At 54.9% G+C, this 24,350-nt stretch carries 22 protein-coding genes and 2 pseudogenes; 18 read left to right on the top strand and 6 right to left on the bottom strand.

The features are described from left to right. The first annotated feature begins 414 nt into the window (after positions 1-414). From mnmG to PSES9_RS0113995, 18 genes and pseudogenes are all read left to right on the top strand, one after another. Positions 415-2,307 (top strand): annotated as a pseudogene (gene mnmG, locus PSES9_RS23620) (tRNA uridine-5-carboxymethylaminomethyl(34) synthesis enzyme MnmG). Beyond that, positions 2,307-2,960, top strand: a complete 654-nt coding sequence (gene rsmG / locus PSES9_RS0114075) for a 16S rRNA (guanine(527)-N(7))-methyltransferase RsmG (RefSeq protein ID WP_010487886.1) — start codon at positions 2,307-2,309, stop codon at positions 2,958-2,960. Before mnmG ends, rsmG begins: the two are co-directional and overlap by 1 nt. A 12-nt stretch (positions 2,961-2,972) precedes the next feature. Further along, positions 2,973-3,761, top strand: coding sequence for a ParA family protein (locus PSES9_RS0114070; RefSeq protein ID WP_010487884.1), 789 nt, complete (start codon positions 2,973-2,975; stop codon positions 3,759-3,761). Between the two features lie 11 nt (positions 3,762-3,772). Next, positions 3,773-4,645 carry a ParB/RepB/Spo0J family partition protein gene (locus tag PSES9_RS0114065; RefSeq protein WP_010487881.1) on the top strand — a complete coding sequence of 291 codons (873 nt, stop codon included), beginning with the start codon at positions 3,773-3,775 and terminating at the stop codon, positions 4,643-4,645. 158 nt (positions 4,646-4,803) lie between these two features. Next, positions 4,804-5,211, top strand: a complete 408-nt coding sequence (locus tag PSES9_RS0114060; protein WP_010487879.1) for a F0F1 ATP synthase subunit I — start codon at positions 4,804-4,806, stop codon at positions 5,209-5,211. Between the two features lie 16 nt (positions 5,212-5,227). After that, a complete protein-coding gene (atpB, locus tag PSES9_RS0114055) occupies positions 5,228-6,097 on the top strand; it encodes a F0F1 ATP synthase subunit A (RefSeq protein WP_010487878.1) in 870 nt (289 codons plus the stop codon). Between the two features lie 137 nt (positions 6,098-6,234). Beyond that, the gene (gene atpE / locus PSES9_RS0114050; protein WP_003097235.1) at positions 6,235-6,492 is read left to right on the top strand and encodes a F0F1 ATP synthase subunit C; all 258 of its coding nucleotides are present in this window, start codon (positions 6,235-6,237) and stop codon (positions 6,490-6,492) included. Positions 6,493-6,549: 57 nt separating this feature from the next. Next, complete coding sequence (locus tag PSES9_RS0114045) at positions 6,550-7,020, top strand: F0F1 ATP synthase subunit B (RefSeq protein ID WP_010487844.1); 471 nt, start codon at positions 6,550-6,552, stop codon at positions 7,018-7,020. A gap of 14 nt (positions 7,021-7,034) precedes the next feature. Next, positions 7,035-7,571 (top strand): F0F1 ATP synthase subunit delta, encoded by a 537-nt coding sequence (locus tag PSES9_RS0114040; protein ID WP_010487843.1) that lies wholly within the window; start codon positions 7,035-7,037, stop codon positions 7,569-7,571. Positions 7,572-7,592: 21 nt separating this feature from the next. Beyond that, positions 7,593-9,137 carry a F0F1 ATP synthase subunit alpha gene (atpA, locus tag PSES9_RS0114035; RefSeq protein WP_010487842.1) on the top strand — a complete coding sequence of 515 codons (1,545 nt, stop codon included), beginning with the start codon at positions 7,593-7,595 and terminating at the stop codon, positions 9,135-9,137. A gap of 50 nt (positions 9,138-9,187) precedes the next feature. Next, complete coding sequence (gene atpG / locus PSES9_RS0114030; protein ID WP_010487840.1) at positions 9,188-10,048, top strand: F0F1 ATP synthase subunit gamma; 861 nt, start codon at positions 9,188-9,190, stop codon at positions 10,046-10,048. 30 nt (positions 10,049-10,078) lie between these two features. Further along, positions 10,079-11,455, top strand: a complete 1,377-nt coding sequence (atpD, locus tag PSES9_RS0114025) for a F0F1 ATP synthase subunit beta (protein ID WP_010487837.1) — start codon at positions 10,079-10,081, stop codon at positions 11,453-11,455. Between the two features lie 77 nt (positions 11,456-11,532). Then, positions 11,533-11,958 carry a F0F1 ATP synthase subunit epsilon gene (locus PSES9_RS0114020; protein WP_010487835.1) on the top strand — a complete coding sequence of 142 codons (426 nt, stop codon included), beginning with the start codon at positions 11,533-11,535 and terminating at the stop codon, positions 11,956-11,958. Positions 11,959-12,091: 133 nt separating this feature from the next. Next, a complete protein-coding gene (gene glmU / locus PSES9_RS0114015) occupies positions 12,092-13,450 on the top strand; it encodes a bifunctional UDP-N-acetylglucosamine diphosphorylase/glucosamine-1-phosphate N-acetyltransferase GlmU (protein WP_010487833.1) in 1,359 nt (452 codons plus the stop codon). A 144-nt stretch (positions 13,451-13,594) separates the two neighbouring features. Further along, the gene (locus tag PSES9_RS0114010; protein ID WP_010487831.1) at positions 13,595-14,365 is read left to right on the top strand and encodes a DeoR/GlpR family DNA-binding transcription regulator; all 771 of its coding nucleotides are present in this window, start codon (positions 13,595-13,597) and stop codon (positions 14,363-14,365) included. A 10-nt stretch (positions 14,366-14,375) separates the two neighbouring features. Next, positions 14,376-16,243, top strand: a pseudogene (glmS, locus tag PSES9_RS23615) (glutamine--fructose-6-phosphate transaminase (isomerizing)). 332 nt (positions 16,244-16,575) lie between these two features. Continuing rightward, positions 16,576-17,175, top strand: a complete 600-nt coding sequence (locus tag PSES9_RS0114000; protein ID WP_010487829.1) for a hypothetical protein — start codon at positions 16,576-16,578, stop codon at positions 17,173-17,175. A 345-nt stretch (positions 17,176-17,520) separates the two neighbouring features. Next, entirely contained in the window at positions 17,521-18,852 is a 1,332-nt protein-coding gene (locus PSES9_RS0113995) for a sigma-54 dependent transcriptional regulator (RefSeq protein WP_029529563.1), read from the top strand. Between the two features lie 294 nt (positions 18,853-19,146). On the opposite strand, the gene PSES9_RS0113985 is transcribed toward PSES9_RS0113995, so the two are convergent. The 6 genes from PSES9_RS0113985 to PSES9_RS0113960 form a co-directional block, all read right to left on the bottom strand. After that, entirely contained in the window at positions 19,147-20,403 is a 1,257-nt protein-coding gene (locus PSES9_RS0113985; protein WP_010487821.1) for a transporter, read from the bottom strand. A gap of 48 nt (positions 20,404-20,451) precedes the next feature. Continuing rightward, positions 20,452-21,234: a hypothetical protein gene (locus PSES9_RS0113980; RefSeq protein WP_010487819.1), complete on the bottom strand. Its 783-nt coding sequence runs from the start codon at positions 21,232-21,234 to the stop codon at positions 20,452-20,454. A gap of 11 nt (positions 21,235-21,245) precedes the next feature. Beyond that, positions 21,246-21,926 (bottom strand): C39 family peptidase, encoded by a 681-nt coding sequence (locus tag PSES9_RS0113975; protein WP_010487817.1) that lies wholly within the window; start codon positions 21,924-21,926, stop codon positions 21,246-21,248. Positions 21,927-21,983: 57 nt separating this feature from the next. Then, a complete protein-coding gene (locus tag PSES9_RS0113970; protein WP_010487814.1) occupies positions 21,984-22,997 on the bottom strand; it encodes a hypothetical protein in 1,014 nt (337 codons plus the stop codon). Between the two features lie 62 nt (positions 22,998-23,059). Further along, complete coding sequence (locus PSES9_RS0113965) at positions 23,060-23,641, bottom strand: hypothetical protein (protein WP_010487812.1); 582 nt, start codon at positions 23,639-23,641, stop codon at positions 23,060-23,062. 1 nt (position 23,642) lies between these two features. Further along, positions 23,643-24,143, bottom strand: a complete 501-nt coding sequence (locus PSES9_RS0113960) for a hypothetical protein (protein ID WP_010487811.1) — start codon at positions 24,141-24,143, stop codon at positions 23,643-23,645. Positions 24,144-24,350 lie beyond the last annotated feature (207 nt).

Raw genomic sequence — 24,350 nt, 5'->3', positions numbered from 1 at the left:
ATAACCACCTGTTTAATCCACAGCTTGATGACGGCTATCTGACAGTTTCAGTGCAGGCTCCACACAGAACCATACATCGCTGTACAGTAGGTATTTATTGGGCTGTATCAATCTATCCACAGAAAGCAGCGTGCTACTTTATAAACATAAAAATAAAGATCTTTAAAAATTCTTTCTTTTTAATTTTTATTGACCGCTCGACTTGTACAGCCCTGGACTTCACGCAAAAGCACTGACCAATTGGCTGTTTTTTGTGCAAAAGGCTTCTTTAGCCACAGCTAACTGCCTATACTTATCGGCTAGCAGCCACAGCTAACTGCCTATACTTATCGGCTAAATAGCTTTTCTGTGCCTGACGCAGTGTCAGTGCTCGTATCAAAAGCCCCCCATTTCAGAACAAACACGAGGTGCGTGGTGGATTTCCCTTCCCGTTTTCAGGTGATCGTTATCGGCGGCGGTCATGCCGGAACCGAAGCTGCGTTGGCAGCTGCACGCATGGGTGTCAAAACCCTGCTGCTGACCCATAACGTGGAAACCCTCGGTCAAATGAGCTGCAACCCAGCAATTGGTGGGATTGGTAAAAGCCATTTGGTCAAGGAAATCGACGCACTCGGCGGCGCCATGGCGACCGCCACTGACAAGGCAGGTATCCAGTTTCGTGTTCTGAACAGCCGTAAAGGCCCTGCAGTACGCGCCACCCGTGCAAAAGCCGATCGCGTGCTGTACAAGGCAGCTATACGCGAAACCCTGGAAAACCAGGACAATCTATGGATATTCCAGCAAGCTGCGGATGACCTGATCGTCGAGAATGATGAAGTCAAAGGGGTTGTTACCCAGATGGGTTTGCGCTTTCTCGCAGACTCGGTGGTACTGACCACCGGAACCTTCCTGGGCGGACTTATCCACATAGGTCTGCAAAATTACTCGGGTGGCCGTGCCGGTGATCCACCTTCGATTGCCCTGGCTCATCGTCTGCGTGAGTTACCTTTGCGCGTGGGACGCTTGAAAACTGGCACACCGCCACGAATTGACGGTCGCTCGGTAGATTTTTCGATGATGACCGAGCAACCGGGCGATACACCGATTCCAGTGATGTCGTTCCTCGGTTCAAAAGAGCAGCATCCGCAGCAAGTGAGCTGCTGGATTACCCATACCAATGCTCGAACTCACGAAATCATTGCCGCCAACCTTGATCGCTCGCCGATGTATTCCGGGGTGATCGAAGGGGTTGGTCCGCGCTATTGCCCGTCTATCGAAGACAAGATTCACCGCTTTGCCGACAAGCAAAGCCACCAGGTGTTTATCGAGCCCGAAGGCCTGAACACCCATGAGCTCTATCCCAACGGTATATCCACCTCTTTGCCGTTCGACGTGCAAATCCAGATCGTTCGCTCGATTGTCGGCATGGAAAACGCGCACATCGTGCGTCCTGGCTATGCCATCGAGTACGATTATTTCGACCCGCGTGATTTGAAGTACAGCCTGGAAACCAAGGTGATTGGTGGTTTGTTCTTTGCCGGCCAGATCAATGGCACCACCGGTTATGAAGAAGCCGGCGCCCAGGGCCTGCTCGCCGGTGCCAATGCTGCGCTGCGTGCCCAGGGCAAAGACGCCTGGTGTCCGCGTCGTGATGAAGCCTATATCGGCGTATTGGGCGATGGCCTGATCCCCCTTGGTCCCCAAGAGCCTTACCGCATTTTCACTTCAGGGGCAGAGTACCGCCTGATCCTGCGTGAAGACAACGCCGACCTGCGCCTGACTGAAAAAGGCCGCGAACTGGGGCTGGTCGATGACCAGCGCTTGGCGGCATTTTAAACCAAGCGCGAGGCCATCGCCCAGGAAGAACAGCGCTTGAAAAGCACCTGGGTTCGACCAAACACTGCTGATGGCGATGCCATTTCCCAGCGTTTCGGCACGCCGCTGGCCCATGAATACAACCTGCTCAACCTGTTATCGCGGCCTGAAATCGATTACCTCGGGTTGATCGAGGCCACGGGCGGCGCTGTGCTGGACCCACAAGTAGCGGAGCAGGTCGAAATCAAGACCAAGTACGCCGGCTACATCGACCGCCAGCAAGATGAAATCGCCCGCCTGCGTGCCAGCGAAGACGTCAAGCTGCCTGTGGATATCGACTATTCGACCATTTCGGGCCTGTCAAAAGAGATTCAGCACAAGCTGGGCGACTCGCGGCCTGAAACCCTTGGCCAGGCGTCGCGCATTCCTGGGGTTACGCCAGCTGCGATTTCGCTGTTGATGATTCATCTCAAAAAACGTGGAGCGGGTAAGCAGTTGGAGCAGAGCGCTTGATGGGAACCTCCTTGGTGACTGAAAGTCACGCCGCAGAGTTGGCTCAAGGTGCCATTGAGCTAGGTGTAGAGATATCCCCCGAGCAGCAAGCGCAGCTCATGGCGTACATGGCGTTGCTGGTAAAGTGGAATAAAGCCTACAACCTGACCGCTGTGCGCAATCCTGATGAAATGGTTTCGCGCCACCTGCTTGATAGCCTGAGCGTTGCGCCCTACGTCAACGATGCTGGGGATAACTGGCTGGATGTTGGCAGTGGCGGCGGCATGCCCGGTATACCACTGGCTATCCTGTTTCCCGGCAAGCAATTTACCCTGCTGGACTCCAACGGCAAGAAAACCCGCTTTTTGACCCAGGTAAAGCTGGAGCTCAAGCTGGCCAACCTGCAAGTTATCCACAGTCGGGTAGAAGGGTTTACCTCCGATCAACCGTTCAGTGGAATCAGTTCGCGGGCATTTAGCTCGCTCAAGGACTTTTCCAACTGGACCCGTCACCTCGGCGATGGCGACACCCAATGGCTGGCCATGAAAGGCGTGCATCCAGATGATGAGCTGCAGGAATTGCCGGACGATTTTACGCTGGTCAAAACGCAGGTTCTCAAGGTTCCCGGTTGCCAAGGCCAGCGACATCTGTTGATACTGCGTCGCTCGGTCTAAGGGGAACGCAGCATGGCAAAAGTATTCGCAATAGCTAACCAGAAAGGCGGCGTGGGCAAGACCACCACCTGCGTCAACCTGGCTGCCTCACTGGTCGCAACCAAGCGCCGTGTGCTGTTGATCGACCTGGACCCGCAGGGCAACGCAACCATGGGTAGCGGCGTCGACAAGCATGCGCTGGAACACTCGATCTACGATGTATTGATCGGCGAAAGCGATCTGGGCCAGGCCATGCAGTTCTCGGAGCATGGCGGTTATCAACTGCTGCCGGCCAACCGTGACCTGACGGCGGCTGAAGTTGGCTTGCTGGAAATGCAAATGAAGGAAAGTCGCCTGCTCAACGCATTGGCGCCGATCCGCGAAAATTACGATTACATCCTGATTGATTGCCCGCCGTCGCTGTCGATGCTTACGGTCAACGCTTTGGTCGCCTCCGATGGCGTGATCATTCCGATGCAGTGCGAGTACTATGCGCTCGAGGGCCTGAGTGATCTGGTTAACAGCATTCAGCGCATCGCCAAGCTACTCAACCCTTCACTGAAAATAGAAGGCCTGCTGCGCACCATGTATGACCCGCGCATCAGCCTGACCAACGATGTTTCCGCGCAACTCAAGGAACATTTTGGCGACCTGCTTTACCAAACTGTAATCCCGCGCAATGTGCGTTTAGCCGAAGCACCTAGCTACGGCATGCCTGCGTTGGTCTATGACAAGCAATCGCGGGGTGCCATCGCTTATTTGGCACTGGCGGGTGAATTGGTTCGCCGCCAGCGCTCACGCGCCCGAACTGTTACTGCATAAGGAATTTCTGCATGGCCGCCAAGAAACGAGGGCTAGGACGAGGCTTGGATGCGTTGCTGGGTGGCACCAGCGTCGACGCATTGCAGGAAGAAGCAGCAAAGGTTGATAGCAGCGAACTGCAATACCTGCCGCTTGACCTGGTCCAGCGTGGCAAATACCAGCCACGGCGCGATATGGATCCTGCGGCCCTTGAAGAACTTGCTCAATCGATCAAGTCGCACGGGGTCATGCAACCTATCGTGGTGCGTCCGGTCGACCAGGGGCGTTTTGAAATCGTTGCAGGTGAGCGTCGCTGGCGGGCCAGCCAGCAAGCAGGTCTCGATACCATTCCGGCAATGGTCCGTGAACTGGCCGATGAAGCTGCCATCGCCATGGCGTTGATCGAGAACATCCAGCGTGAAGACCTCAATCCGATTGAGGAGGCCATGGCCCTGCAGCGCTTGCAGCAAGAGTTTCAGCTGACCCAGCAACAAGTGGCCGAGGCTGTGGGTAAATCACGGGTGACCATTACCAACTTGCTGCGCTTGATTGCCTTGCCTGAAGAGATCAAGACATTGCTTTCCCATGGCGACCTGGAGATGGGCCATGCCCGTGCATTGCTGGGTTTACCGGCCGAGCAACAGGTTGAAGGGGCGCGACATGTTGTCGCACGTGGCCTGACCGTACGTCAGACCGAAGCCCTGGTTCGCCAGTGGTTAAGCCACAAAGAAGAGCCTAAAGCGGTAGCCAAGGTTGATCCCGATATCAGTCGCCTTGAACAGCGCCTCGCTGAGCGTCTAGGCTCTCCGGTGCAAATCAAGCATGGCCAGAAGGGCAAAGGCCAATTGGTGATCCGTTACAGCTCGCTCGATGAGCTGCAAGGTGTGCTCGCTCACATTCGCTGAAACAATTGAACATGTAGCACTAGTCGGAAATCACTACCTGACAGTTGAATGGGGGCGCATGCGCCCCTATACTCTGCGCGCATTTCGACGGCACAAACTATGCCAAGTTCTATTGGATTGGCGGTTGACGAAAAACGTCAGATTTCAGGAAAGCAATGATGGAAGTTCGCACGCCGAATCGCCTGCCATTCCATCGCCTACCGGTATTCCCGGTGCTTGTAGTCCAACTGATCGTTGTATTGATCGCGGCTGCGGTTCTTTGGCAGTGGCGGGGTAGCGTCTCCGGGTATTCCGGATTGTGCGGCGGCCTGATTGCATGGCTGCCGAATGTGTATTTTGCCCATAAGGCGTTCCGGTTTTCCGGTGCCAGGTCTGCTAAAGCCATAGTCCGGTCTTTTTATGCCGGTGAAGCGGGCAAATTAATTCTAACGGCAGTGCTGTTTGCACTGACGTTTGCAGGTGTGAAGCCATTGGATGCGCTGGCGGTCTTCGGCGTTTTCCTTCTGACCCAACTGGTCAACTGGTTTGCACCCCTGCTTACGAGAACAAGATTTTTGAGACCTTAGGGCGTTTGAGGCAAACATGGCAGAACAAACCGCTTCGGGCTATATCCAGCACCACTTGCAGAACCTGACTTTCGGGAAACTGCCTTCTGGTGACTGGGGTTTCGCTCACACAGCAGAACAAGCTAAAGAAATGGGCTTCTGGGCATTCCACGTGGATACCCTGGGTTGGTCCGTGGTTCTTGGTCTGGTTTTCATTCTAATTTTCCGCATGGCAGCAAAGCGTGCTACCAGCGGCCAGCCTAGCGGCTTGCAGAACTTCGTTGAAGTACTGATCGAGTTCGTCGACAGCAGTGTCAAAGACACCTTCCATGGCCGCAACATGCTGATCGCACCTTTGGCCTTGACCATCTTCGTCTGGATCTTCCTGATGAACCTGATGGACTTGGTTCCTGTGGATTTCCTGCCTGTTCTGGCGCAGAAAATCGCGGGTGACGAGCACATGTTCTTCCGTGTGGTACCTACCACCGATCCAAACGCGACACTGGGCATGGCCCTGTCGGTGTTTGCATTGATCATTTTCTACAGCATCAAGGTCAAGGGTATCGGCGGCTTCATTGGCGAACTGACCTTGCACCCATTCGGCAGCAAGAACATCCTGGTTCAGGCGCTGTTGATTCCGGTGAACTTCCTGCTTGAGTTCGTGACCCTTGTCGCAAAGCCAATCTCTCTGGCACTGCGTCTGTTCGGTAACATGTATGCCGGCGAACTGATCTTTATCCTGATTGCCGTGATGTTCGGCAGTGGCATGTTCTTGCTTAGCACCCTGGGCGTTGCCCTGAGCTGGGCGTGGGCCGTGTTCCACATTCTGATCATCACGTTGCAAGCGTTCATCTTCATGATGCTGACCATCGTCTACCTGTCGATGGCTCACGAAGACAACCACTAATAGCTATGCGCTCCGTATGAAAGCGGGGCGCAACGCTGTCGGTGGACGCCCGTGAGGGCATGCTGGACAAACGATTTAGCTTTACCGCTTAACCTTAGAAACACTTAACCAATACGACATAAAAGTCGGGAGGAAAAATGGAAACTGTAGTTGGTTTAACTGCGATCGCTGTTGCTCTGCTAATCGGCCTGGGCGCCCTTGGTACTGCCATTGGTTTCGGCCTGCTGGGCGGCAAGTTCCTGGAAGGCGCTGCGCGTCAACCAGAAATGGTTCCTATGCTGCAAGTGAAAATGTTCATCGTCGCCGGTCTTCTCGACGCCGTGACCATGATCGGTGTTGGTATCGCACTGTTCTTCACCTTCGCGAACCCTTTCGTTGGTCAAATCGCAGGCTAATCACTCGTTTATTCGAGTGATACGGTGTGATAGACAACGAACGAGCGAGGTGTTGGCGTGAACATTAATGCAACCCTGATTGGCCAGGCCGTTGCCTTCTTCATCTTCGTGATGTTCTGCATGAAGTACGTATGGCCTCCGGTCATCACTGCTCTGCAAGAACGTCAAAAGAAGATCGCAGAAGGTCTGGACGCTGCCAACCGTGCAGCTCGTGATTTGGAGTTGGCCCAAGAAAAAGCGGGTCAGCAACTGCGCGAAGCTAAAACACAGGCAGCAGAAATTATTGAGCAAGCCAAGAAACGCGGTACCCAGATTGTCGACGAGGCCCGTGAACAGGCTCGCGTTGAAGCTGACCGTGTGAAGGCTCAGGCTCAGGCTGAGATCGAACAAGAAATCAACAGTGTCAAAGACGCGCTGCGTGCCCAAGTGGGTGCTCTGGCTGTCGGCGGTGCCGAGAAGATCTTGGGCGTTTCAATCGACCAAAACGCGCACGCGGAGCTGGTTTCTAAACTGGCAGCGGAAATTTAAGCGAGGGCGCGATCATGGCAGAATTGACCACGTTGGCCCGACCTTACGCTAAGGCTGCCTTCGAGTACGCCCAGGCTCATCAGCAACTGGCCAATTGGTCAGCCATGCTCGGCCTGGCTGCTGCGGTATCTGAAGACGATACCATCCAGCGCGTGCTCAAGGCCCCGCGTTTGACGAGTAAAGACAAGGCCACCACTTTTATTGAAGTGTGTGGTGACAAGTTTGACGCCCAAGTAGGCAATTTCATCCACGTATTGGCTGAAAACGATCGCCTGGCTTTGTTGCCGGAAATCGTTGCCCTGTTCGAGCTGTATAAAGCAGAGCAGGAAAAGTCGATTGACGTTGATGTCACCAGTGCTTTTGCGTTGAACGATGAACAGCAAGACAAACTCGCCAAGGTTCTCAGTGCACGGCTCGGTCGAGAAGTGCGTCTGCACGCCGCGGAGGATGCCAACCTTATAGGTGGTGTCATCATTCGCGCCGGCGACCTGGTTATCGATGGCTCAGTTCGCGGCAAAATCGCGAAGCTGGCCGAAGCATTGAAATCTTGAGTTTGAAGGGGCAGCAGAGCTATGCAGCAACTCAATCCTTCCGAAATAAGTGAAATCATCAAGGGACGTATCGAGAAACTCGACGTCTCTTCCCAAGCCCGTAACGAAGGCACTATCGTCAGCGTATCCGACGGTATCGTGCGTATTCACGGTCTCGCCGATGCTATGTACGGCGAAATGATCGAGTTCCCGGGTGGCGTCTACGGTATGGCACTGAACCTGGAGCAAGACTCCGTAGGTGCAGTCGTACTGGGTGCATACACCACGCTCGCAGAAGGCATGAGCGCGAAGTGCACCGGCCGTATCCTCGAAGTTCCGGTTGGTCCGGAGCTGCTGGGTCGTGTTGTTGACGCATTGGGTAATCCAATCGACGGTAAAGGCCCGCTGAACAACGTCGCTACCGACGCTGTTGAAAAGGTTGCACCGGGCGTGATCTGGCGTAAGTCGGTTTATCAGCCGGTACAGACTGGCTACAAGTCAGTCGATGCCATGATCCCGGTAGGCCGTGGCCAGCGTGAGCTGATCATTGGTGACCGTCAGATCGGTAAGACTGCTTTGGCAGTCGACGCCATCATCAACCAGAAAGACAGCGGCATTAAGTGTGTATACGTGGCAATCGGTCAGAAGCAATCGACCATCGCCAACGTGGTGCGCAAGCTGGAAGAAAACGGCGCCCTGGCCAACACCATCGTGGTGGCGGCTTCGGCTTCTGAATCCCCAGCGCTGCAGTACATTTCTGCCTACTCCGGTTGCACCATGGGTGAATACTTCCGTGACCGTGGTGAAGACGCGCTGATCGTTTATGACGATCTGTCCAAGCAAGCAGTGGCTTATCGTCAGATTTCCCTGTTGCTGCGCCGTCCACCAGGCCGTGAAGCATACCCGGGCGAGGTGTTCTATCTCCACAGCCGTCTGCTGGAGCGTGCATCGCGCGTATCTGAAGAGTACGTCGAGAAGTTCACCAATGGTGCTGTGACTGGCAAAACCGGTTCCTTGACCGCGCTGCCAATCATTGAAACCCAGGCTGGCGACGTTTCTGCGTTCGTACCAACCAACGTGATTTCGATCACTGACGGTCAGATCTTCCTTGAGACCTCGATGTTCAACTCCGGTATCCGTCCAGCGGTCAACGCTGGTATCTCGGTATCCCGTGTAGGTGGCGCGGCTCAAACCAAGATCATCAAGAAGCTTTCCGGTGGTATCCGTACCGCTCTGGCTCAGTACCGTGAGTTGGCGGCATTCGCCCAGTTCGCATCTGACCTGGACGAGGCTACTCGTAAGCAACTCGAGCATGGTGAACGCGTTACTGAGCTGATGAAGCAGAAGCAATATGCACCAATGTCTATCGCAGACATGGCGCTGTCGCTGTACGCAGCTGAGCGTGGTTTCCTGCGGGATGTCGAAGTGGCCAAGATTGGCGCATTCGAGCAAGCCCTGATTGCTTACTTCAACCGTGATCACGCTGACTTGTTGGCGAAGATTAACGTGAAGGGTGACTTCAACGACGAAATCGACGCTGGCTTCAAAGCCGGTATCGAGAAGTTCAAAGCCACCCAAACCTGGTAAGCCGCAGCGAGGGCTTTACGGCCCTCGCTTGCTAACCTGATAGGTGTCAAATGGCAGGCGCAAAAGAGATTCGCAGCAAGATTGCGAGCATCAAAAGCACGCAGAAGATCACCAGCGCCATGGAGAAGGTGGCGGTAAGCAAAATGCGCAGAGCACAAATGCGCATGGCGTCTAGCCGTCCCTACGCGGAGCGTATCCGCCAGGTAATTGGTCATCTGGCCAACGCCAACCCGGAATACCGCCACCCGTTCATGATCGAGCGCGAAACAAAGCGTGTAGGTTATGTAGTGGTAAGCAGTGACCGTGGTCTGTGTGGTGGTCTGAACACCAACCTGTTCAAGGCTCTGGTCAAAGACATGGCGAGCAATCGCGAGCAAGGCGTAGAGATTGATCTTTGCGTCATTGGTAGCAAAGGTGCGGCGTTTTTCCGTAACTTTGGTGGCAATGTTGTTGCTGCGATCAGCCACCTGGGCGAAGAACCATCGATCAATGATCTGATTGGTAGCGTCAAGGTAATGCTCGATGCGTACCTCGAAGGTCGTATCGATCGTTTGTCCGTGGTCTCGAACAAGTTCATCAACACCATGACGCAACAGCCGACAGTGGAGCAGTTGATTCCATTGGTGGCGACTCCGGATCAAGAGCTCAAGCATCACTGGGACTACCTGTACGAACCCGACGCCAAAGAGCTTCTCGAAGGCTTGATGGTGCGTTACGTGGAGTCGCAGGTGTACCAGGCAGTGGTTGAGAACAACGCGGCTGAACAAGCTGCACGGATGATTGCAATGAAGAACGCCACCGACAACGCCGGTGATTTGATTGGCGATCTACAGCTGATCTATAACAAGGCGCGTCAGGCAGCAATTACCCAAGAGATTTCGGAAATCGTCGGCGGCGCTGCCGCGGTTTAAGAAAGGTTCAAATATTTAGAGGAAACAAAGATGAGTAGCGGACGTATCCTTCAAATCATCGGCGCCGTTATCGACGTGGAATTCCCGCGTGATCATGTGCCGAGTGTTTATGAAGCGTTGAAAGTAGTCGGCGCTGAAACCACCCTCGAAGTTCAGCAGCAGCTGGGCGACGGCGTGGTTCGTACAATTGCAATGGGTTCGACCGAAGGCCTGAAACGTGGCCTGGACGTCGACAGCACAGGCACCAACATCCAGGTACCGGTTGGGGTTAAGACCCTTGGCCGTATCATGGACGTATTGGGCAACCCAATCGACGAAGCTGGCCCGATTGGCGAAGAAGAGCGTTGGGGCATTCACCGTCCTGCGCCAACTTACGCTGAACAAGCGGGCAGCAACGAACTGCTGGAAACAGGCATCAAGGTTATCGACCTGATCTGCCCGTTTGCCAAAGGCGGTAAGGTTGGTCTGTTCGGTGGTGCCGGTGTAGGTAAAACCGTAAACATGATGGAACTGATCCGTAACATCGCCATCGAGCACAGCGGTTATTCCGTGTTCGCCGGTGTGGGTGAGCGTACTCGTGAGGGTAACGACTTCTACCACGAGATGAAGGATTCCAACGTTCTCGACAAGGTAGCCCTGGTCTACGGTCAGATGAACGAGCCACCAGGCAACCGTCTGCGCGTAGCGTTGACCGGTCTGACCATGGCTGAGAAGTTCCGTGATGAAGGCCGCGATGTTCTGTTCTTCGTGGACAACATCTACCGTTACACCCTGGCCGGTACTGAAGTATCCGCACTGCTCGGCCGTATGCCGTCGGCAGTAGGTTATCAGCCGACCCTGGCCGAAGAGATGGGCGTTCTGCAAGAGCGTATTACTTCGACCAAGACCGGTTCGATTACTTCGATCCAGGCCGTATACGTACCTGCGGATGACTTGACTGACCCGTCCCCGGCGACCACCTTCGCCCACTTGGACGCAACCGTCGTATTGTCCCGTGACATCGCTTCCCTGGGTATCTACCCAGCTGTGGATCCGTTGGACTCCACCTCTCGCCAGCTCGATCCGCAGGTGATTGGTCAGGAGCACTACGACACCGCGCGTGGCGTTCAGTACGTACTGCAGCGTTACAAAGAGCTGAAGGACATTATTGCCATTCTGGGTATGGACGAATTGTCCGAAGCCGATAAGCAGTTGGTATCCCGTGCTCGTAAGATTCAGCGTTTCCTGTCTCAGCCATTCTTCGTGGCCGAGGTCTTCACCGGTTCTCCAGGCAAATACGTTTCCCTGAAAGACACCATTGCAGGCTTTGGCGGCATCCTCAAGGGCGACTACGATCACTTGCCAGAGCAAGCGTTCTACATGGTCGGCAGCATTGAAGAAGCGGTCGAGAAAGCGAAGAAACTGTAATCACCCTATGCGCCTGGCAACAGGCGCATCAGGTTGTGGATAATACTTATCCACAGCTTGTGATCTGAGGCAAGGTTATGGCTATGACAGTCCATTGCGATATCGTCAGCGCAGAAGCGGAGATGTTTTCCGGACTGGTCGAGATGGTAATTGCGCACGGTAACTTGGGTGATATCGGTATCACTCCAGGCCACGCGCCTTTGCTGACTGACCTGAAGCCGGGTCCAATCCGTTTGATCAAGCAAGGCGGCGAAACCGAGGTGTTCTACATCTCTGGTGGCTTCCTTGAAGTGCAGCCAAACATGGTGAAGGTCCTGGCCGACACCGTGCAACGTGCTGCCGATCTTGACGAAGCGTCTGCTCAGGAAGCCGTCAAGGCTGCTGAGAAAGCGTTGAACGAGCAAGGCGCCGAGTTCGATTACGGCTCTGCTGCTGCTCGACTGGCCGAGGCTGCAGCTCAGCTGCGTACCGTCCAGCAATTGCGTAAGAAGTTCGGCGGCTAATCACGGCAGTCAGACTTTTTTGCAGCTAAGTAAAAGGGTAGCCTAGGCTACCCTTTTTCTTTGCTGCGCCAAAAAACTGCGCAATGCAGTGTATGGAAAGGAATTCCGTCTTTAACCAATGGTAGCTTTCGTTATGTCACTTGATATCGTCATTCTTGCAGCAGGTCAGGGCACACGCATGCGTTCCGCCTTGCCCAAGGTGCTGCACCCGGTTGCCGGCAAGTCGATGCTCGGTCATGTCATCGACATCGCTCGCGAACTCAAGCCACAAGGCATCCATGGGGTGATTGGTCATGGTGCCGATGCCGTGCGCGAACGCCTGGCTGCCGATGATCTGAATTTCGTGATGCAAGCCGAGCAACTGGGCACAGGTCACGCAGTTGCCCAGGCATTGCCTGCGCTGACCAGCGATCGGGTGTTGATTCTATATGGCGATGTCCCGCTGATCGAAAAAAGCACACTTGAACGCCTGCTGCAAAAGGTTAACGACCAGCAGCTCGGTTTGCTGACTGTCACCCTGGATGACCCGACCGGCTATGGCCGTATCGTGCGTAACGCCGCAGGCCAGGTCGAAGCCATAGTCGAGCATAAGGATGCCAGCGAAGCGCAGCGCCTGATCAACGAAGGCAACACCGGCATTCTTGCGGTGCCAGCGACCAAGCTCGGTGACTGGCTGGGGCGCCTGTCGAACAGCAACGCGCAGGGCGAATATTACCTGACTGACGTGATAGCCATGGCTGTAGCGGACGGTCTGGTGGTTGCGACCGAGCAGCCGTTGGATGCCATGGAAGTGCAGGGCGCCAATGACCGCCGACAGCTTGCCGAACTTGAGCGTCACTACCAACTGCGTGCGGCGCGTGCGTTGATGGCGCAAGGCGTGACCCTGCGTGACCCGGCCCGCTTTGACCAGCGCGGTGAAGTCACTGTTGGTCGTGATGTGATGATCGACATCAACGTCATACTCGAAGGCAAAGTGCTGATTGAAGACAATGTCGAGATTGGTGCCAATTGCATCATCAAGAACAGCACGCTGCGCAAAGGCGCAATAGTCAAAGCCAACAGCCATCTTGAAGGCGCTGAAGTGGGTGAGGGCGCCGATTGCGGACCGTTCGCACGTTTGCGTCCAGGTGCTGTACTGGGCGCCAAGGCGCATGTGGGTAACTTTGTAGAGCTGAAGAATGCTGTGCTCGGCGAAGGCGCCAAGGCCGGCCATTTGAGCTACCTGGGCGACGCTGAAATCGGTGCGCGGACTAACATTGGTGCTGGCACCATCACTTGCAACTATGACGGCGTGAACAAACATCGCACTGTCATGGGTGAAGATGTATTTGTCGGCTCGAACACCTCACGGGTTGCGCCACTGACCCGGGGCGACCGGGTTACCACAGGAGCCGGCTCGGTTGTCACTAGCGACGTGCCTGTGGATAACCTGGCTGTGGGACGTGGTAAACAGCGCAACATCGAAGGCTGGAAGCGTCCGACCAAGAAATAGTGCTGTTAACGGCTTATCTTTCGTTTGAGCTGTTGATAACTTTGAAAAGGCTGCCATTTGGCGGCCTTTTTACTGTTTTACTTGACCTTAAAGCTTCGTTAGGTTTTGATTTGCGCAATTAACTTTCGAATCGAAACTTAAAGCATGTCGAAACGCAACACCCCCCAACGTCGCCATTCAATACTTGCCTTGCTTACCGAGCAGGGCGAAGTCAGTGTGGACGAGCTGGCGAAGCGCTTTTCGACCTCTGAAGTCACCATCCGCAAGGACCTGGCCGCGCTTGAGAAAAACGGCCTGCTGCTGCGGCGCTATGGCGGAGCGGTGCAATTGCCGCAAGAGCTGATGGTCGACGTCAGCCAACCCATATCGAGCTATAAGCTGGCCATTGCTCGTGCTGGGGTCAGCTGCATTCGCGAGCATGCGCGGATCATCATCGACAGCGGCACCACAACTGCGGCGATGATCCCTGAACTGGGGCGCAAGCCCGGCCTGGTGGTCATGACCAATTCACTCAACGTTGCCAATGCCCTGCGCGAGTTGGAAGACGAACCTGTGCTGTTGATGACGGGCGGCACCTGGGACCCGCATTCGGAGTCTTTCCAGGGCCAGGTTGCCGAACAGGTGCTGCGTTCATACGATTTCGACCAGCTGTTTATTGGCGCGGACGGTATCGATTTGGCGCGAGGCACGACAACATTCAATGAATTGCTGGGCTTGAGCCAAGTCATGGCCGAAGTTGCCCGTGAAGTGATTGTGATGGTTGAGAGCGACAAGATCGGTCGCAAGATCCCCAATCTCGAATTGCCTTGGGCACGTGTACATACCCTGATAACCGATGAGCGCCTGGACCAAGACGCTCGAACCCAATTGCAGTCGTGCGGTGTCAAGTTGATCTGCGCAAGCATAGAGTCTTAAGGAGCCAATTATGTGTGGAATCGTCGGAGCGGTAGCTGAACGCAATATCACCGCTGTACTGGTCGAGGGCCTCAAGCGCCTTGAATATCGCGGGTACGACAGCGCCGGTGTCGCCCTGCTCAACGAGGCGGGCGAGCTGGATCGCCGTCGCCGGGTTGGCAAGGTCAGCGAACTCGAAGCCGCGCTCAAGGCCGAGCCGCTTCCAGGACGGGTGGGTATCGCTCACACGCGCTGGGCAACCCATGGTGCACCGAGTGAGCGCAATGCGCACCCTCACTTCTCCGGGCATCAACTGGCGGTTGTGCACAACGGCATCATTGAAAACCACGATGCGCTGCGTGATCAGCTCAAGGGTTTGGGCTACAGCTTCAGCTCCGACACCGATACAGAAGTGATAGTCCACCTGCTCGACCACACCCTGAAGAGTGAACCTGACGGAAGAGTGACCCTGCCCCCCCCGCCGCGCTGAAAGTGGCGGTCAAGCAACTGCACGGTGCTTATGGCCTGGCGGTCATCAGCGCCAAGCAGCCTGACCGTATTGTCGCGGCCCGTAGTGGCAGCCCGCTGGTGATTGGCCTGGGACTTGGCGAGAACTTCCTGGCATCCGACCAACTGGCCCTGCGTCAGGTGACTGACCGTTTCATGTACCTGGAAGAAGGTGATATTGCGCAGATTTGCCGTGATGAAGTGCAGATCTGGGATATTGACGGCAAGGCGGTGAAGCGCGAACAGGGGCAATACCACGAAGGTGCGGAAGCGGCTGACAAAGGCGAATACCGCCACTTTATGCTCAAGGAAATCCACGAACAGCCATCCGTGGTTCAACGCACCCTGGAAGGCCGCTTGGCCGATGATCACGTCCTGGTGCAGGCGTTTGGCCCACAAGCAGCGGATATTTTCGCCAAGGTTAAAAATATCCAGATTGTTGCCTGTGGCACCAGCTATCACGCGGGTATGGTTGCACGTTACTGGCTCGAAGAACTGGCCGGCATTCCGTGCCAGATCGAAGTGGCCAGCGAGTTCCGCTACCGCAAGGTTGTGGTCCAGCCAGACACCTTGTTTGTCAGTATTTCGCAGTCTGGTGAAACCGCCGACACCCTGGCGGCGCTGCGCAATGCCAAGGATCTCACTCCGGAGCAAGGCGGCTACCTGGCCAGCCTGGCGATTTGTAACGTCGGTATCAGCTCGCTGGTTCGTGAGTCCGACCTGACCTTGTTGACCCTGGCCGGCCCGGAAATTGGCGTGGCTTCAACCAAGGCCTTCACCACGCAGTTGGTCGCGCTGATGCTACTGACCCTGGCCATGGGCCGTGTGCGAGGCACGCTTGATCCACAGCTCGAGGCAGAATTGGTTGCCGAGCTGCGTCGCCTGCCAACCCGCCTGGGTGAGGCATTGGCAATGGACGCCGTGGTTGAAAAGGTTTCCGAGCACTTTTCCGAGAAGCACCACACCTTGTTCCTGGGCCGCGGCGCCCAGTATCCGGTCGCGATGGAAGGCGCCTTGAAACTCAAGGAGATTTCATACATCCACGCCGAAGCCTACCCTGCAGGCGAGCTCAAGCACGGTCCATTGGCCTTGGTTGACGCGGATATGCCTGTGGTCACGGTCGCACCGAATAACGAGCTGTTGGAAAAGCTAAAGTCCAACCTGCAGGAAGTGCGCGCGCGCGGTGGCGAGTTGATTGTATTTGCCGATGAAAAAGCCGGTATGAGCAATGGCGAAGGCACCCACGTGGTCAACATGCCGCATATCCACGACGCACTTGCGCCGATTCTCTACACCATCCCGCTGCAACTGCTGTCGTACTACGTCGCCGTGCTCAAGGGCACAGATGTAGACCAGCCCCGCAACCTGGCCAAGTCCGTCACTGTCGAGTGACGGCTGTGGTTGGAAAAGATTGAAGCTCTAAGAGCTTTTCCATCTTAACTAGGGATTTGGATAACTTGAGTTGTCCACAATCCCTGGCTTGTTCGCTCCAGGGCTTAGCCAATAGATAAACTCGCCTTCATGTGTTGCCAATTGCTGCGCTGTGCCATGGCCAGCTGTTGTTTGTGGGCTACGCTGGCTAAATATCTCGTTTTTGTTGATAGGCAGGCCAAATGATGCCTTTCATCAGGCCATGGCGCTCTGGTACGCGCTCCACCGCACTTATTCGTGGCGTGGGGCGAGGTTTTGAGTACTGAATCCTTGTGAAGTGACTGGAGATTGCAATGCCTCTCAGTGAAACGGCAGCAATTGATCCTCAAGCATTTGTTCATGTACGCATAGTGGTCGGCGTTGTCACGGGGTTGAGCGTCACCCGTTTGTTAAGCGGGTTGTCTCGTTTCGTCCAACATCCTGAGCTCAATAAAATTTATCTGCCTCACCTTGTGTGGACAGCTTTTCTTCTACTGTTCGTCATTCATTTCTGGTGGTTCGAGTTCGCGCTGTTTCGGGTCCAGCACTGGGAGTTCGAGGAATACTTCTTCGTTTTAAGCTACGCCGCCCTGATATTTTTCATCTCTGCATTGCTATTCCCTGACCACATGGGCGAGTACGCGGGCTTTGCAGATTACTTCCATTCCCGCCAGCGATGGTTTTATGCGCTGCTTGGCGCCATCTTCATCATGGATATGCTGGATTCTCTGATGAAGGGAATGGAGCACTTCCGGGCGCTTGGGGTGATTTACCCGTTTCGTCAGATCACGCTTTGTGGACTATGCCTTGTCGCTGCGTGTGTAAAGCGCAGAGTATTCCACCTGTGCTTTGCAATCTTGGCGCTGATCATCGAGGTATGGTGGATATTTTCGGCGTTCAGGTTTCTGGAATGAACAGCACCAGACGTTCGCCATAGCCTTGGATTAAATAGATATTTTTATATCTCGCGGGCCAGACTGTGACGGCTATTGGGTATTGAAACCTTCTTCCTTAAATAACGGTTTGCCAGCCTTATGCGAGGCGTCGGGTGGAGAGGGTATTTCGGAACTGCGTCACAAAAAACGCAGTTATTTCGCCCGGTTAATCTCCAGATCCGCTTGTTTTGAACGGCTAGTTATTTAGCGTTAGCGCCTTAGTGTGAATTGTTCCAAGTCGTTATCTAAAGTATTGCTAGGGTAACTGTAATCGCGCCTAAGCCTTTGATTAAAAACGTTAATTATTTGGCGCCAAGGAAAGGTATGCTTAATGATACGAGTACATTGCGGCGCCTCCTGGTAGTAGACCCATGTGATGATTGTCGCTCGCTGTTACCGGGTCTGCGAGAAGCAGGATGGACCGTGGAAGGCTGCATGCTTGAGCATGCGGAGGAGCGCGACTGCGATGTCGGTTTGATCCGTCTCAATGAAATGCACTTGCGTCGCCCAGCCGCAATCAAGCAGTTGCTAAGCCGTAGCGGCACCGAGTGGATTGCTGTGCTCAGTCCTGATTTGTTGTCGTCGGCTAATGCGTTGGGTGAGTTTGTCGGCGAGTGGTTTTTTGACTACCACACCCTGCCGTTTGATGTGTCTCGGGTGCATGTGACCTTGGGTCGGGCCTACGGCATGGCAAGGTTGCGTGGTCGCAAAAGCGGCGTTATTGACGATCATGAAAATGAGTTGCTTGGGCAGAGTGCGCCCATCCGTGATTTGCGCAAGCTATTGGCCAAGTTGGCGCCGACGCATTCTCCGGTGCTGATTCGTGGTGAAAGCGGCACAGGTAAAGAGCTCGTCGCAAGAACCCTGCATCGGCGCTCGATTCGAGCAGGTAAGCCGTTTATAGCGATCAATTGCGGGGCAATTCCCGAACACCTTATCCAGTCGGAGCTGTTTGGCCACGAGAAAGGGGCATTCACCGGTGCGCACCAGCGCAAAATCGGCCGGATCGAGTCGGCAGACGGTGGCACCTTGTTCCTTGATGAGATTGGCGATCTACCCCTTGAGCTGCAAGCAAACCTGCTGCGTTTCTTGCAAGAGAAACAGATAGAACGTGTGGGCGGGAGCCAGCCGATATCGGTTGATGTGCGAGTCCTGGCCGCCACCCATTTTGATCTGGAGGCCGCGATCAAGAATGGCAGCCTCCGTGAAGACCTGTATTACCGCCTCAATGTGCTGCAGGTGCATACCGCCGCCCTGCATGAACGGGTGGCGGACATACCGATGTTGGCGAATTATTTCGCCAGTTTGTACAGCGCCGAAACAGGTCGACGGGCAAAGCGCTTCAGTGAAGATGCCTTGAGGCAGTTAACCGAGCATAAATGGCCCGGTAATGTGCGTGAGCTGGCGAACCGCGTGAGGCGAGGTTTGGTATTGGCAGAGGGACGCCAGATTGAAGCCAAGGATCTTGGCCTTGAACAAAGCAGCGTGCTGATTGAGCGGCTTGGGACCCTGGAAGACTACAAGCGCAGAGCCGAGATCCAGGCGCTCAGCGATGCAATGGCAAAGTACCCGGAAAATTGCAGCCAGGCGGCACGTGGCTTGGGTATTTCGCGGCCGACATTTTACCGCTTGCTGCATAAGCATCAGATTCGCTGATGCTCAACCCCTGAAAAAATAGGGCGTGACCATAAGTACGCAGCCCGTTGCAATCAGCAGCAAGGTGTTGCTGACGAAGTAGGGAAAGATCATTAATCCCAGCCCGCAAACGAAAGGTATCGTCCTGTTGTGTTTGCGCCCGTAGATAAAAAAGCCCAGGCCGATCGATCCAAATAGTAAGCTCCAGAGTATTGCCTGAATATCCACAACCACCTCGATCCAGCCTGTTTGACCGAATGGTAGGCGCACGCAGACCTGAGCGAAATAAATTCCGCTCAGGTCTGCGACAGGGGTTTAGAAGTAGTAGGGAAACCTGATGCTGAAGGTGAAGTCCGGGGCATCGGGTGTCAGGCCAATTGACAGGTTGGGTACGATGCTCAGGTTTTCATCGACCGCATAGGTCATGCCGATGTTGTAGTACGCCGCATTGGCGTCACTGCTTGGTACTGAAGTAAAGCTCTGACCCTCAGCCTTGACTTTGCTTTTTTGCGAAAGCAGTTGCGAATAGGACATCGACAGGCTCATGCGCTCGTTAAGCGCAAAGGCCATGCCAAGGCCGAATTGGAACCAGTTACCCAGCTGCACCGTTCCGGGTTGTTTGACCCCACGGGTGGAGCTGATGTCGCTGTAGTCTTCCTCCAGGTTGTAGGTGTAGGACAGGTTGCCGAAAAGCACGGCTGGGTCAACGGTTTTGACCAGGGATATACCTGGGGTGATTGACCACACGCCATTACCGGTCGGCAGTTCTTCAGGAACGGTCAGGTTGTCGTTGCCTGGCACCTGTTGCAGCTTGATGCCGTACGGGTCTTTACCTGTAGGCGCCTTGACCCGCAGGCTCACCACCGCATCGGGGCGGCTTTCAGTCTCCGTCATGAACTTGTAGGCGATACCGGCACTGATATCACCTATTTCAGGGTTACGGGTGACGGTTTCTTCAGAAATCGATGTGCTCGCGCCTCCTGCACCAGCCGACTCAAATGTAGTCTCGCGATACACCACGGGCACGTTGAGGTCGAACTGCCAACGGTCACGCCAGTTATAGCGTCCTGTCAGGTCGAGGGTTAAGGTGTCAGAGTTGATTTGGTCGACGCCGATGTTGCCGAGAAAGATGGTGTCGAGGGCCAGAAAGCCGTTAAGAAACAGTTGCCTACTGTCGCAGTGACTGTAGGTCAGGCCCGTTTCGAAGCTGAAGTTACCCGTGCCGAAAAAGCCGCTGGCCTCGTTGTAGATATTCTCAACGCTGCGTGCTGGCGCGGCATCGTCTTGCAGGCTGGTGCCGTAACCGGCTTCCCCCGATTTGGCCACCGTCTCACTACGCCCGGTTGGAGGAATCGGGCGTAGCAATGGTTTTTGAACCGGTTGCGACTCAACTTGTTTGAGCCTTTGCTCAAGCACCATCAGGGCTTTCTGTTGCGCATCGTAGTGTTGTTTGAGTTGTTCTAGTTGTTGTTTTAATGCGTCTACTTCGGCATCAGTTGCAGCCATCAAGCTGGGGGCTGCAGCAGCGCTAGCCGCACACATAACCAAGCAGAGAGACAGGTGCTTCGGCATTGTAAGACTTCCGTTTCAGATCAGTAAAAAATCCAGCCTAGACGATATTTACAGCCCTGTTGGACGCAAATTGTTAAGTTGGTTCCAATTACAATTCAAACCGTTCGCCGTCGGCATGTTTTCTTTGAGCAATACGTTGAGCGCAGCGAAATTGGTGACTGTGTTGCGTGAGCCGTATATGTCGGTACGTTGCACGCCCCCGCCAGCACCAAGTTGTTGCAGGCTGGCGCCCTGGCCATTGGCATCAATTGCCAGTTGCAAGCCGCCGCCCATTGGACTGACCCTGACCGTACCGGCATCGCTGTTTTGCACGCGGTTGACAATCTGCGAGCCGGACATGACCGCAGGCGCTTTATTACCGTGGCTTACATCAATGTTAAGGTTGTTGTAGCTGGTGTTCAAATCACCCGCTGAGCGCGTGGTTTGCACCACGCCCTGAACATTGTTCAGGCTGTTGCCACCGCTTAGCTGGCCCGTTCCAGGTGTTGGCGCCGTCGTTGGTGTAGCAGGTGAGTTGGCCACGCCGGCGGCAATGGTTGCCGCCGCCGCATTACTGTTGTCCTCATTGAAAGTGGTGATATTGAACACAGGCTTTGGCATGTTCTGCTGGATTTGCATGTTGACCTTGGCACCGAGCACCTGGCCACTTGCGTTTTGCCAAGTGCTGGCCATGGTCACACCAAAATTAACAATTCTTCCAGGCAGCACATAGCGGCCCCGTAGTTGCGATAATTCCTGATCACTCAGCTCAGCAGGTACAAAGAGCCCTGTGGCGTGGAGTGGCAGGCTGGCAGCCAGGCAGATGGTTGCCACACACAATTGAGTCTTCATGTCGTGCTCCATTAAAAGAAGTCACTTTGTATAAAGCCGAACTCCATCAACTCGGCATCATTTACCGGCCTGAAGCGATCCAGGCGGTTGCGTGCCGTAAGGGGTTGTGGCGGTTCAGTGAGTGGGTTGTTGCGGTCATAGCCGGCGCCAATCACTGCGAAAACAATACCGTTCCAGCCCTCTTTAAACTCGTCGAGCTTGTAGCGCTTGTGACCCAATACCGGGTCGCCGATATAGGCCCAATTGCCTTCGGTTTTCTGCAGCACCACGAAATGTTTGTAGCCGCGTACATCCAGCAGCACCACCACCGGTACTTTGACTTGTTCAAGTTGCTCGGCAGGAATGCGGTAACCGCGGGCACGCAAGCCAATGGCTTCGACATAACGCTTCATGTCGAGCATGGAGAAACCCTGGCTGCGGACCAGGTCGAGGTCTGCTTGCTGCAGCATGCCTTCAATGACAGTCTGCTCGTCGATATCGAAGCGATAACCCTGATACAGGATGGTAGCCAGGGAAGCAGCACCGCAGCTGAAATCGGTCTTTTGTTCGATCAGATTGCTGAAACGCCGCTCGCGAAAGCTTTCGACTTTCTTGAATGCCAAGGCACCACCCGGTAGCACCGGAAAGCCCAGTTGGGCGGAGTAGGATGCAGGGCAAATCAGCATCATCAGGACAACGAGAAGGGCGCGCATAAGTCAGTCCTTGTAAAAGAAAGGGACTCCGAAACCTCCGGAGTCCCCAGGACTAGCTTAGTAGCGAAGCGATTCGCCGCCGCCGGTACCACCAGCTGGGCACGAGGTGCAGCCAGCAGCAATCGACAGGGAGTTGCTTTGCTGGTTACCAGCACCCGCCGCCACGTTGACACCGACGTTACCCGAGACGTAGTTCAGTGAGCCGCTGAGCACTGCAGTGTTGACCACTGGAGCGTTGAAGCCAGCAACAACTGGGATATTGCCAGTCACTACACCGAGCAGGCCGATCACACCTTCTTCGTTGAAGGCCAGTGCGCCGCCGTCATCGTTGAGGTCTTGAGCGCCTTGTGCATCGCTATCCAGGTCTACGTGGCCAGTGTTGGAGCCACCTGGGTGACCTTCGCCTTCCCACGAGTCGAGATAGACATCGCCGATCTGGTCAGACTTGCCTTTGTAGCCACCAACAGCGGCCATGCCCAGGGTGACTTTTGCAGAGCCATACTCAAGGGTGGCTTTATTGTTGGTGGTGTTGCCAGAAATAGACTGAGTGGCTGTGCTGCTGGCGGTTGAGAACGCGCCGGCAGACACGGCAGCAGCCATGTCGTTTTTCTGTTGGTTATAAGTACCAGCTGCAACGTTGGCACCGACGTTACCACTGGCGCCGTTAAGCGAGTTGGTAAGCGCTGCAGTGCTTGGGTTGGAATAGTTCATCACGCCGTTGTTGGTCAACTTCTGGTTCACAGTGGTTGACGCTTCGGCGGTACCGAACACAAAGCTTGCATCGGCACTGGCAAGTGCTGCGGCGTTGGCTTGTTGGTTATTGGTACCTGCAACAACGTTGATACCGACGTTACCCGAGGCGTTCGCCCCAACGTCGTCAACGCCCGCTGCGTTTTCAGTGCCTTCGTTCAGTACGCCGTTACCTTTGATGATCTGGGTATCGTCGACAGTTGCAGATGCGCCTGTTTCAGGAATCCAGGATTTTCTCTGGTCGGCTTGTACTGTTGTCGCTGCCATGGCGACTGCCAAAGCGAGTGCCAGCGGCGTCATTACTACCATTTTAGTTTTCATGGTGTATCTCCTTGCCTTGCTGTGTTGGACTTAGGACTTACTCACTTGTGTTGCGCTCAGGGTTAATCACTAACCCTGATACTGAGGTTGTTCCCCATGCGGTTCCCGACCCCAGCGCTCTGGTTCAATTGCACGACTCCACGGCTCCCGACAAACGCAGTGTCATCGGTTGCTACGCGTCGCTCCCCTGTGGAAGGTGCAACTGTTCCCGAGATTTGGGTAATGGCCACGCTTTGTGACAGCACCGAGTCATCCAGGCTGGTTGGCCCCGAACTCACGCTGATGCTCATTGCATTGGCCTGTTGTGTGCCTGCCCCCGCGGATTGGTTGATTCCGAGGACACCGTTACCAGAGCTGAATGCGCCCGCTTCAATGGCCACGCCTGCGGCTTGGGAGCTGTCGACGTTATTAATATTCAGCTGTTGGATTTGTTGGGTCGAAGCGCTGGCGCCGTTGCCAATTGCCAGGGCTCTTGCATTACTTTGCTGTTGCGACTTTCCCGCCGCTTGGTTGACCGAAACAACGCCTTGGTAGTGACTGGCGCTGTTGGCGATATTGGCCTGGTTGGGCGTTTCGGCCAGCGTCATGCCGGAAAGTGCAGCGCTGGAAACAGCGAGTGTGATTAACAAGGGCAGGTTCTTCATCTCACTTGCCCCCGGTCAGCATATTCAGTGGGGCCAGCCCGCGTTGAACGGTGCTGTTGATGGTGCCGCCCAAGCCACTGCCGGCATTGCCACCTGAATGCCCGGCTGAGCCTGTGTTGGTGGCTCCTTGATGGTTGACCTGGTCTGTACCGAGTGCGTTGAAACCAGGAAGGCTGCCGTTGGGCATGATCATGGAATTGATGCTGGCGCCGGTGGTGATGTTGGCGAAGTCTGAGTCTGCCAGTTCGCCACCCATGCCCATTTGGGTGCTGTTCAGGCTGCCATTGACCGTGGTGACGACTTGCCGAGAAATATTGGTATTGACCACCGTTGGATTGGGGTCGGGAATATCAGTGGGGTGCGTTGCAAGGCGCGGCTGAACCTGGCGACCCAATACGATAATGCCGTCTTGGGCGAACGTAGGTGCAACATAGACGCTTGAAAGCATCACTAGCGTGATGGCCAGTAGTGAGGATTGGAATGACCTTGAACTAGGTTCCATGACATCAATTCCTTATACAGCTCTTGGCAGTGACAACTCTTCGGTTGGTTGTGCCGAACTGTTCGCAGGAGTCGTGCCGGAATTGATTTGTGTTGAAATATCAGTGAGTTGGATTTGTTTGTGGCAGGCAGGGCGGAGCCGGGTGTTTCATTAATGAGACAGCATCGGCCAGCGTTATTGGGGTTATCCGTGCCTAGCCAAGCCTGG

It is taken from the genome of Pseudomonas sp. S9 (assembly GCF_000222125.1).
Classification (GTDB): Bacteria; Pseudomonadota; Gammaproteobacteria; order Pseudomonadales; family Pseudomonadaceae; genus Aquipseudomonas; species Aquipseudomonas segetis.
This window is presented reverse-complemented; position numbering and strand designations above follow the sequence as displayed.

What these genes read in the sequence shown, in the direction of transcription:
- PSES9_RS0114060 (WP_010487879.1), top strand. Translation starts at nt 4,804, where the DNA reads ATGGAAGTTCGCACGCCGAATCGCCTGCCATTCCATCGCCTACCGGTA.
- PSES9_RS0113995 (WP_029529563.1), top strand. Translation starts at nt 17,521, where the DNA reads ATGCTTAATGATACGAGTACATTGCGGCGCCTCCTGGTAGTAGACCCA.
- PSES9_RS0113970 (WP_010487814.1), bottom strand. Translation starts at nt 22,997, where the DNA reads ATGAAAACTAAAATGGTAGTAATGACGCCGCTGGCACTCGCTTTGGCA.
- PSES9_RS0113975 (WP_010487817.1), bottom strand. Translation starts at nt 21,926, where the DNA reads ATGCGCGCCCTTCTCGTTGTCCTGATGATGCTGATTTGCCCTGCATCC.
- atpD (WP_010487837.1), top strand. Translation starts at nt 10,079, where the DNA reads ATGAGTAGCGGACGTATCCTTCAAATCATCGGCGCCGTTATCGACGTG.
- PSES9_RS0114040 (WP_010487843.1), top strand. Translation starts at nt 7,035, where the DNA reads ATGGCAGAATTGACCACGTTGGCCCGACCTTACGCTAAGGCTGCCTTC.
- PSES9_RS0114000 (WP_010487829.1), top strand. Translation starts at nt 16,576, where the DNA reads ATGCCTCTCAGTGAAACGGCAGCAATTGATCCTCAAGCATTTGTTCAT.
- PSES9_RS0114070 (WP_010487884.1), top strand. Translation starts at nt 2,973, where the DNA reads ATGGCAAAAGTATTCGCAATAGCTAACCAGAAAGGCGGCGTGGGCAAG.
- rsmG (WP_010487886.1), top strand. Translation starts at nt 2,307, where the DNA reads ATGGGAACCTCCTTGGTGACTGAAAGTCACGCCGCAGAGTTGGCTCAA.
- PSES9_RS0114065 (WP_010487881.1), top strand. Translation starts at nt 3,773, where the DNA reads ATGGCCGCCAAGAAACGAGGGCTAGGACGAGGCTTGGATGCGTTGCTG.
- PSES9_RS0114010 (WP_010487831.1), top strand. Translation starts at nt 13,595, where the DNA reads ATGTCGAAACGCAACACCCCCCAACGTCGCCATTCAATACTTGCCTTG.
- PSES9_RS0113965 (WP_010487812.1), bottom strand. Translation starts at nt 23,641, where the DNA reads ATGAAGAACCTGCCCTTGTTAATCACACTCGCTGTTTCCAGCGCTGCA.
- PSES9_RS0113960 (WP_010487811.1), bottom strand. Translation starts at nt 24,143, where the DNA reads ATGGAACCTAGTTCAAGGTCATTCCAATCCTCACTACTGGCCATCACG.
- PSES9_RS0113980 (WP_010487819.1), bottom strand. Translation starts at nt 21,234, where the DNA reads ATGAAGACTCAATTGTGTGTGGCAACCATCTGCCTGGCTGCCAGCCTG.
- atpB (WP_010487878.1), top strand. Translation starts at nt 5,228, where the DNA reads ATGGCAGAACAAACCGCTTCGGGCTATATCCAGCACCACTTGCAGAAC.
- atpE (WP_003097235.1), top strand. Translation starts at nt 6,235, where the DNA reads ATGGAAACTGTAGTTGGTTTAACTGCGATCGCTGTTGCTCTGCTAATC.
- PSES9_RS0113985 (WP_010487821.1), bottom strand. Translation starts at nt 20,403, where the DNA reads ATGCCGAAGCACCTGTCTCTCTGCTTGGTTATGTGTGCGGCTAGCGCT.
- atpA (WP_010487842.1), top strand. Translation starts at nt 7,593, where the DNA reads ATGCAGCAACTCAATCCTTCCGAAATAAGTGAAATCATCAAGGGACGT.
- atpG (WP_010487840.1), top strand. Translation starts at nt 9,188, where the DNA reads ATGGCAGGCGCAAAAGAGATTCGCAGCAAGATTGCGAGCATCAAAAGC.
- PSES9_RS0114020 (WP_010487835.1), top strand. Translation starts at nt 11,533, where the DNA reads ATGGCTATGACAGTCCATTGCGATATCGTCAGCGCAGAAGCGGAGATG.
- glmU (WP_010487833.1), top strand. Translation starts at nt 12,092, where the DNA reads ATGTCACTTGATATCGTCATTCTTGCAGCAGGTCAGGGCACACGCATG.